2 protein-coding genes are annotated in these 8,550 nt (G+C 72.1%); both read left to right on the top strand.

Translation table 11 applies throughout. From position 1 onward, the window contains the following. Positions 1–1,849, top strand: a 1,849-nt coding sequence (locus CQZ88_RS32010) for a condensation domain-containing protein (RefSeq protein WP_258008827.1), incomplete at its 5' end; no start/stop codon positions are given. A gap of 144 nt (positions 1,850–1,993) precedes the next feature. Further along, the coding region (locus tag CQZ88_RS27470) for an amino acid adenylation domain-containing protein (protein ID WP_146034378.1) at positions 1,994–8,550 on the top strand (6,557 nt) is incomplete at its 3' end.

Below are 8,550 nucleotides of genomic sequence, written 5' to 3'. Positions count from 1 at the left end.
CTTCGAGCTCGGCGGCAACTCCCTGCTCGCGACGCAGCTGGCCTCCCGGCTCGGCGCCGCGCTCGACACCCGGGTGTCGGTGCGGACCGTGTTCGAGGCGTCGACCGTCGCGGCGCTGGCGGGGCGGATCCAGCCGTCCGTCGGCCGCGGCGCCCGGCCGCCGCTGGTGCCGGAGCCGCGGCCCGACCGGGTTCCGCTCTCGCTCGCGCAGCAGCGGATGTGGACCCTCAACCAGGTGGATCCGGGATCGGGGGCCTACAACATCCCCGTCGCGGTGCGGCTCAGCGGCTCCCTCGACGTCGACGCGTTGCGCGCCGCCGTCGCCGACGTGATCGCCCGGCACGAGGTGCTGCGCACGGTGTACCCGGACACGGAGGACGGCCCGGTCCAGGTGGTGCTCCCGACGGCGCAGGCGCTGCCGGACCTGTCCCCGGTGCCCGTGCCCGAGAGCGAGATCGTCGACCGGCTCACCGGCGTCCTCGGCGCCGGCTTCGACGTGACGGCACCGACCCCGCCGGTGCGGGCGCGATTGTTCCGCGTCGCCGACGACGAGCACGTGCTCGCCCTGGTGGCCCACCACATCAGCGCCGACGGCTACTCGATGCGGCCGCTCGTGCGCGACGTGATGGTCGCGTACGCCGCCCGCGCCGAGGCCCAGGTGCCCGGATGGGCGGAGCTGCCGGTCCAGTACGCCGACTACACGCTGTGGCAGCAGCGGGTGCTCGGCGACCCGGACGACCCGGACAGCGAGCTGTCCCGCCAGCTCGGGTACTGGACCGCCGAGCTGGCCGGCAGCCCCGAGCTGCTCGCGCTGCCGACCGATCGGCCGCGGCCGGCGCGGCAGTCGACCCAGGGCGACGCGGTGGCGTTCACCATCGGTGAGGCGCTCGCGCAGCGCATCGAGAAGACCGCCCGCGAACACAACGCGACGGTGTTCATGGTCGTGCACGCCGCCCTCGCGGTGCTCCTGTCGCGGCTCGCGTCCGCCGAGGACGTCGCGGTCGGTACCCCGACCGCCGGCCGCGCCGAGGAAGCTCTCGACGACCTGGTGGGCATGTTCGTCAACACGCTGGTGCTGCGCACCCGCGTGGCCGGCGGGGACACGTTCGCCGACCTGCTCGCCCAGGCGAAGGAGAAGGACCTGGCGGCGTTCGGCAACGCCGACGTGCCGTTCGAGCGGCTCGTCGCCGCCGTCGGCCGTAAGCGGTCGAGCTCGTACACGCCGCTGTTCCAGGTGATGCTCACGTTCCAGAACATCGAGACCGGAACGCTGGAGCTGCCCGGACTGGCGGTCACCCCGCTCGAGGCGGGTGCCCATCAGGCGAAGTTCGACCTGCAGTGCACCTTCGTCGAGCAGTTCGCGCCCGGCGGTGGCCTCGGCGGCCTCGACGTGATCTTCACCTACGCGACCGCGCTGTTCGACCGGGAGACGGTCGAGCTGTTCGCCGAGCGGTTCACCCGCGTCCTGGACGCGGTGACGTCGGACCCCCAGGTGCGGCTGCGCGCGATCGACATCCTCACCGAGGCCGAACGGGCCCGCGTGGCCGCGCCGCGCAAGCCCCGGACCGTGGCGGACCTGCCGGACCTGGTCGCCGCCGCCGCCGAGACCGCCCCCGACACGGTGGCGCTCAGCCACGGCGGCCGGGACGTCACCTTCGGGGAGTTCGCGCAGAAACTGGCCGCGACGGCGACCGCGACGGGCGGGGCACTCACCGCGGAGGCGCTCGTGCCCGTGGTGTTGAACACCCTCATCCCCGGAGTCCTGCCCGCGCTGGGCGCCGACGGGTTCGCCGAACTGGTCCGATCCGTGCTCGCGGCGGCCGACGAGATCACCGGTAGGGGGCTCTGACCTGGGCGCTTCGTTTGCTGTCGGTCCGACCGGGATAATCGAACATCGACTGTCGTCCGACCCCGTGGGCACCGAGGTGGCCGCGGGGTCGACGGAGCGCGCACGACTGTGTGCGACACGCAGAGGTATCGGAGGATGAAGTAGATGGCTGAAGGCACGTCGGGCAAGCAGGCGCTGACGATCGCAGACCTGCCCCGGTTGCTGGCCGGAGTCGTGGACCGCGAGCCCGACCGCGTCGCCCTCGCCCACGGTGACACGCAGCTGACCTACAGCCGGCTCCAGCAGGAGATCGCCACCCTCGACGCCGCGATGGGGGGCGTGCTCGGTATCGAAGCGCTGGTCCCGGTCGTGCTGTCCAACCTCGCGCCCGCGCTTCTCGCCGACGGTGGGCTGCCCGCCGTGCTCGACTTGCTCCTCGCCGACGCCGCGTCCGTCCTCGGCGACGCGGCGGCCGCCCCCGCCGGCCCCGACCTCGGCACCCTCGCGGGCCGCTTCGACGCCCAGGTCGAGGCGACCCCGGACGCGGTCGCCCTCGAGTTCGACGGCGAGACCCTGACCTACGCGGAGTTCGACGCCCGCGTCAACCGGCTCGCGCGGCACCTGATCGGGCTCGGCGTGGGCCCGGACGCGCGCGTCGGCCTGTCGATGCGGCGGTCCTTCGACCTGCTCGTCGGCATGTACGCGATCGTCAAGGCCGGCGGGGCCTACGTGCCGCTGGACCCGGATCACCCCGCCGACCGCATCGCCTACGTCCTCGACACCGCGGAACCCGTCGCGGTGGTCACCACCGCCCGCGACCGGGTGGATCTGCCCGGATCGGTGCCCGTGGTGCTCGTCGACACCCTCGACCTCGCGGACGTATCCGCGGACCCGGTGCGCGACGACGAGCGGCTCGGCCCCCTGACCGCCGACAGTCTCGCGTACGTCATCTTCACCTCCGGCTCCACCGGCCGCCCGAAGGGCGTCGCGGTCGAGCACCGGGCCATCGTCGCGAACATCGCCTGGCGACAGGCCGAGTACGGGCTGCGCGGCGACGACGTCGTGCTGCAGAAGACGCCGTTCACGTTCGACGTGTCGGTGTGGGAGTTCTTCTGGCCGCTGCAGGTAGGGGCGCGCCTGTCGATCGCGAGGCCCGACGGCCACCGCGACCCCGCCTACCTCGCGCAGACCATGATCGAGCGCCGGGTCACGGTCGCCCACTTCGTCCCGTCCATGCTCGCGGTCTACCTCGCCGAGCCCACCGCCGCGGCCGTCACCTCGCTGCGGTATGTCTTCGCCTCGGGCGAGGCGCTGCCCGCGCAGACCGTCGCCCGATTCCACCGGATCTCCACGGCCGGGCTGCACAACCTGTACGGCCCGACCGAGGCCGCGGTCGACGTCACCTACTACGCGACCCACGGCGACGACGCGGTCGTCCCCATCGGTGCGGCCGTCGCCGACACCGACCTCTACGTCCTCGACGAGGGCCTGCGACCCGTTCCGCAGGGTGTCGAGGGAGAGCTGTACCTCGCGGGCATCCAGCTCGCGCGCGGCTACCTGCGCCGACCCGACCTGACCGCGGACCGCTTCGTCGCCGACCCGTTCGGTGCGCCCGGCGACCGCATGTACCGCACCGGTGACCTGGTCAGGTGGAACGCCGAGGGCCTGATCGAGTACGTCGGCCGCACCGACTTCCAGGTCAAGCTGCGCGGCCTGCGCATCGAGCTCGGCGAGATCGAATCCGCCCTGCTCGACCATCCCGGGGTCCGGCAGGCGGTCGTCGTCGTGCACTCCGACGAGACGCTCGGCGACCACCTCGTCGGCTACCTCGTCACCGACGGCGAACCGATCGACCGCACCGAACTGGCCGCGGCCGTGCGCCGGCGGCTGCCGGACTACATGGTGCCGTCGCTGTTCGTCGAGATGACCGAGTTCCCTCTCAACGCGTCGGGCAAGCTCGAGCGCAGGGCCCTGCCCGAGCCCGACTTCAGTTCTCTGGCAACCGAATACCGCGCACCGAGCACCCCCACCGAGGAGACGGTCGTCGCGGCCTTCGAGAGCGTGCTCGGCGTCGAGCGTCTCGGCGTCGACGACGACTTCTTCGCCCTGGGCGGCAACTCGCTGAGTGCGACGCGCGTCGTGGCACGTATCAACGCCGACCACAAGGTCCGCATCGACGTGCGGGAGTTCTTCGACGCCCCGACCGCCGCGCAGCTCGCCACGCTCGTCGACACGGCGATGGCCGCCGGCGACTCCCACCGGCCTCCGCTGGTGCCGCAGGTGCGGCCGGAGCGGGTGCCGCTGTCGCTGGCGCAGCGGCGGATGTGGTTCCTCAACCGCCTCGATCCCGGCTCGGCGGTCAACAACATCACGGTCGCACTGCGGCTGTCCGGGACGCTCGACGTCGACGCGCTCCGGGCGGCCGTGTCGGACGTGGTCGCGCGGCACGAGGTGCTGCGCACCGTCTACCCGGAGACGGAGGGGGTCGGCTACCAGCAGGTGCTGCCGGCCTCCGGCGTGGAACTGGACCTCACGCCGGCGAGGGTGACCGAGTCCGAGATCGTGTCGACGGTGGCGGGCACCGTCGCGGCCGGGTTCGACGTCACGACCGAGGTGCCCGTTCGCGTCCGTCTGCTGCAGGTCGCGGACACCGAGCACGTGCTGGTGCTCGTGGTGCACCACATCGCAGCGGACGGCTTCTCGATGGGTCCGCTCACGCGGGACGTGATGGTCGCCTACGACGCCCGTACCCGGCACGAGGCACCCGCCTGGGAGCCGTTGGCCGTGCAGTACGCCGACTACGCCATCTGGCAGCGGCAGGCCCTCGGTTCGGAGGACGATCCGCAGTCGGTCGTCACGCAGCAGATCGAGTACTGGGCGCGCCGTCTCGACGGTGTGCCCGAGCGGCTGGACCTGCCGACCGACCGGCCCCGGCCCGTCGTCGCCACCAACCGTGCCTCGGTGCACGCCTTCACCGTCGACGAATCGGTGCACCGGGGTCTCGTCCGGCTGGCGCAGGACACCCGGACGACGCCGTTCATGGTGGTGCACGCCGCCCTGGCGGCCGTCCTCAGCCGCCTGTCGGGCTCGGCGGACGTCACCATCGGCACGCCGATCGCCGGTCGCGGTGAGCAGGAACTCGACGACCTGATCGGCATGTTCGTCAACACCCTGGTGCTGCGCACCGAGGTCGCGCCGGGCGAGCCGTTCACCCGGCTCCTGGCGCGCGTGCGCGAGTCCGACCTCGCGGCGTTCGGGCACGCGGACGTCCCGTTCGAGCGGCTCGTGGAGGTGCTCGATCCGGTCCGGTCGCAGTCCCATCACCCGCTGTTCCAGGTGATGCTCGCGTTCCAGAATCTCGAACAGACCACCCTCGAGCTCGGCGACCTCGCGATCAGCCCGGTCACCGCGAATCTCGAACAGTCCCAGTACGATCTGTCGTTCATCTTCGTCGAAACGGTCGACGAGGACGGCGAGCCGGGTGGCCTCGCCTGCGACCTGCGGTACGCCACCGATCTGTTCGACGAGGCGACGATCGCCTCGTTCGTGCGGCGGTTGCTGCGGGTGCTCGGGACCGTCGCGGCCGAGCCGGCGCGGGCGGTGGGCGACGTCGAGTTCCTGTCGGAGCCCGAGCGGCGGGCGCTGACGTCGGTGCACGGCGCACCGGCCGAGCCCGCCGGCACGCTGGACGAGATCCTGTCCGCCGCCGCCCGGCGCGATCCCGGCGCCGTGGCCCTGCGGTTCGACGGCCGGTCCGTGTCGTACGGGGAGCTGGATGCGGCGTCGTCGCGCCTGGCGCGGCTGCTGATCTCCCGCGGCATCGGACCGGAAGACCGTGTGGCGCTCGCCGTCCCGCGGTCGATCGAGTCGGTGGTCGCGCTGTGGGCGGTCGTCCGGTCCGGAGCGGCGTTCGTCCCCGTGGACCCGACGTACCCGATCGAGCGGATCGCGTACATGCTGTCGGATTCCGGTGCGGCGCTGGGTATCACATCGGCCGAATCAGCCGGCGCGCTGCCGGGCACGGTGTCCTGGCTCGTGCTCGAGGAGGCGGTCGAGGCCGGCGCCGGGCTGCCGTCGGAACCGGTGTCCGACGCCGAGCGCGTACGCTCGCTGCTTCCGGCGCATCCGGCGTACGTCATCTACACCTCCGGCACGACGGGCACGCCGAAGGGTGTGGTCGTCGCGCATGCCGGCGTGGTGAACTTCTGTGCCGAACAGGTGGAACGGTATTCCGTCACCGCCGACTCCCGGACGTTGCACTTCGCGTCGCCGAGCTTCGATGCGTCGGTTCTCGAACTGCTGCTGGCGTTCGGCGCGGGCGCGACGATGGTCGTCGCGCCGACCTCCGTGTACGGCGGCGCCGAACTCGCCGGCCTGCTGGCGGACGAAGCGGTCACCCATGCCTTCGTGACCCCCGCTGCCCTCGGCTCGGTGGACCCTGCGGGCCTCGACTGCGTCCGCGTGGTGATCACGGGCGGCGAGGCGTGCTCCCCGGGCCTGGTGTCGCGCTGGGCGACGATCCTGCCCGACGGATCGCGCCGCGCGTTCTTCAACGCCTACGGTCCCACCGAGTCGACGGTGGCGTCGAACATCAGCGACGCGTTGCTGCCCGGTGATCCGGTGGTGATGGGCGGCCCCGTCCGCGGCATGCGGGTGCTCGTTCTCGACGACCGGTTGCGGCCGGTGCCGGTCGGCGTCCCCGGCGAGCTGTATCTGGCGGGAATCCAGGTGGCCCGCGGGTATCTGGGTCGGGCCGGGCTGACGGCCGAGCGGTTCGTGGCAGACCCGTACGCCACCGACGGCAGCCGGATGTACCGCACCGGTGACGTGGTGCGGTGGTTCGGCTCTCCCGGCGACGAGGCGGCCGGTGTTGTCGAGTACGTCGGCCGGGCCGACGACCAGGTGAAGATCCGCGGCTTCCGGATCGAACTCGGTGAGATCGAGGCGGCCCTCGCGCGGTGCGCCGGTGTCGCCCAGTCGGTCGCGACGGTGCGCCGGGACGGGCAGCGTGGTGAGCAGCTCGTCGGGTACGTCGTCCCCGAACCGGGCACCGAACTCGACGGCGCCGCCGTCAGGGATTCCGTGGCGCAGTTCCTGACGAGCTACATGGTGCCGCATGCGGTGGTGGTCCTGGACTCGATCCCGCTGACGCCCGGCGGCAAGCTCGACCGGCGTGCACTGCCGGAACCGGAGCAGGAGGCCCGCGTCTTCCGGGCGCCGACCACCCCGGTCGAGGAGATCGTCGCGCGGGTCTTCGCCGACGTCCTCGGCGTGGACCGCGTCGGGCTGGACGACGACTTCTTCGAACTGGGCGGCAACTCGCTCGTCGCCACGCAGGTCATCTCCCGTCTCGGCGCGGCGCTCGGCGCCACGATTCCGGTGCGGACGCTGTTCGAGGCGTCCGGGGTCGCCGCCCTGGCCGCGCGCCTCGAGCAGGCCGACGCCTCCGGCAGCCGAGCGCCGTTGGTGGCGCGGACCCGACCGGAGCGGGTCCCGCTGTCGTTGGCGCAGCGCCGGATGTGGTTCCTCAACCGGTTCGAACCGGACTCCGCGGTGAACAACATCCCGCTGGCCATCCGGCTGTCCGGACTGCTGGACCGGCACGCGCTGCAGGTGGCGGTCGCCGACGTGCTGGCCCGTCACGAGTCCCTGCGGACGGTGTACCCGGACGCCGACGGGGTGGCGTACCAGCAGGTGCTGCCGACCTCGCGGGTGATTCCCGATCTGTCGCCGATCCCGGTGTCCGAGGCCGAGCTGCTCGGCGAGGTCCTGACGATGGCCTCGGCCGGCTTCGACGTGTCGACACAGGTGCCGTTCCGGGCGCGGTTGTTCGAGGTGTCCGCGACCGAGCATGTTCTCGTCCTCGTCGTGCACCACATCGCGGCCGACGGCTTCTCCATGGGGCCGCTCACGCGTGACGTGGTGGTGGCGTACTCGGCGCGCGCCACCGGTGGGGAGCCGGAGTGGGAGCCCCTGCCGGTGCAGTACGCCGACTACGCGTTGTGGCAGCGGGAGGTTCTCGGATCGGAGGACGATCCGGACTCGGTGATCGCGAGCCAGGAAGCGTACTGGACCGGCGCGCTCGCCGGGCTGCCCGAGCAGCTCGACCTGCCGTCGGACCGGCCCCGGCCGGCGTTCGCATCCAATGCGGGTGCGGTGCACGAGTTCTCGCTCGGACCGGAACTCCATGCCGCGATCGGACGGGTGGCGCGGGAGCGTAACGTCACCCTGTTCATGGTGGTGCACGCGGCGCTGTCGGTGCTGCTGGCGCGGTTGTCGGGCACCGACGACATCGCCATCGGCACCCCGGTGGCCGGCCGCGGCGAGCAGGAACTCGACGACCTGGTCGGCATGTTCGTCAACACCCTGGTGCTGCGCACCCGGGTCGAGGGTGGAGAGTCCTTCGCGGACCTGCTCGCGCGGGTACGCGGGACCGACCTCGAGGCGTTCGCGCACGCGGACGTGCCGTTCGAGCGGCTGGTGGAGGTGCTCAATCCCGCCCGGTCGACGGCGCGGCACCCGCTGTTCCAGGTGATGCTGTCCTTCCAGAACCAGGCGATGGGGTCCCTCGAGCTGCCGGGCCTGAGCGTCTCGGGCCTCGACTTCGACGCCGCGACCGCCCGGTTCGACCTGCAGTTCTCCCTCGCCGAAACGGCTGCCGAGACAGCCGATTCCGCCGGATACGCGGTCGGGATCACCTATGCGACGGATCTTTTCGATGC

Origin of the sequence: Rhodococcus sp. ENV425 (assembly GCF_002887785.1) — a bacterium.
Lineage (GTDB): Bacteria > Actinomycetota > Actinomycetes > Mycobacteriales > Mycobacteriaceae > Rhodococcus > Rhodococcus aetherivorans.
Note: the sequence above shows the minus strand (reverse complement) of the source record. Positions and strands in the feature narration are given on the sequence as shown.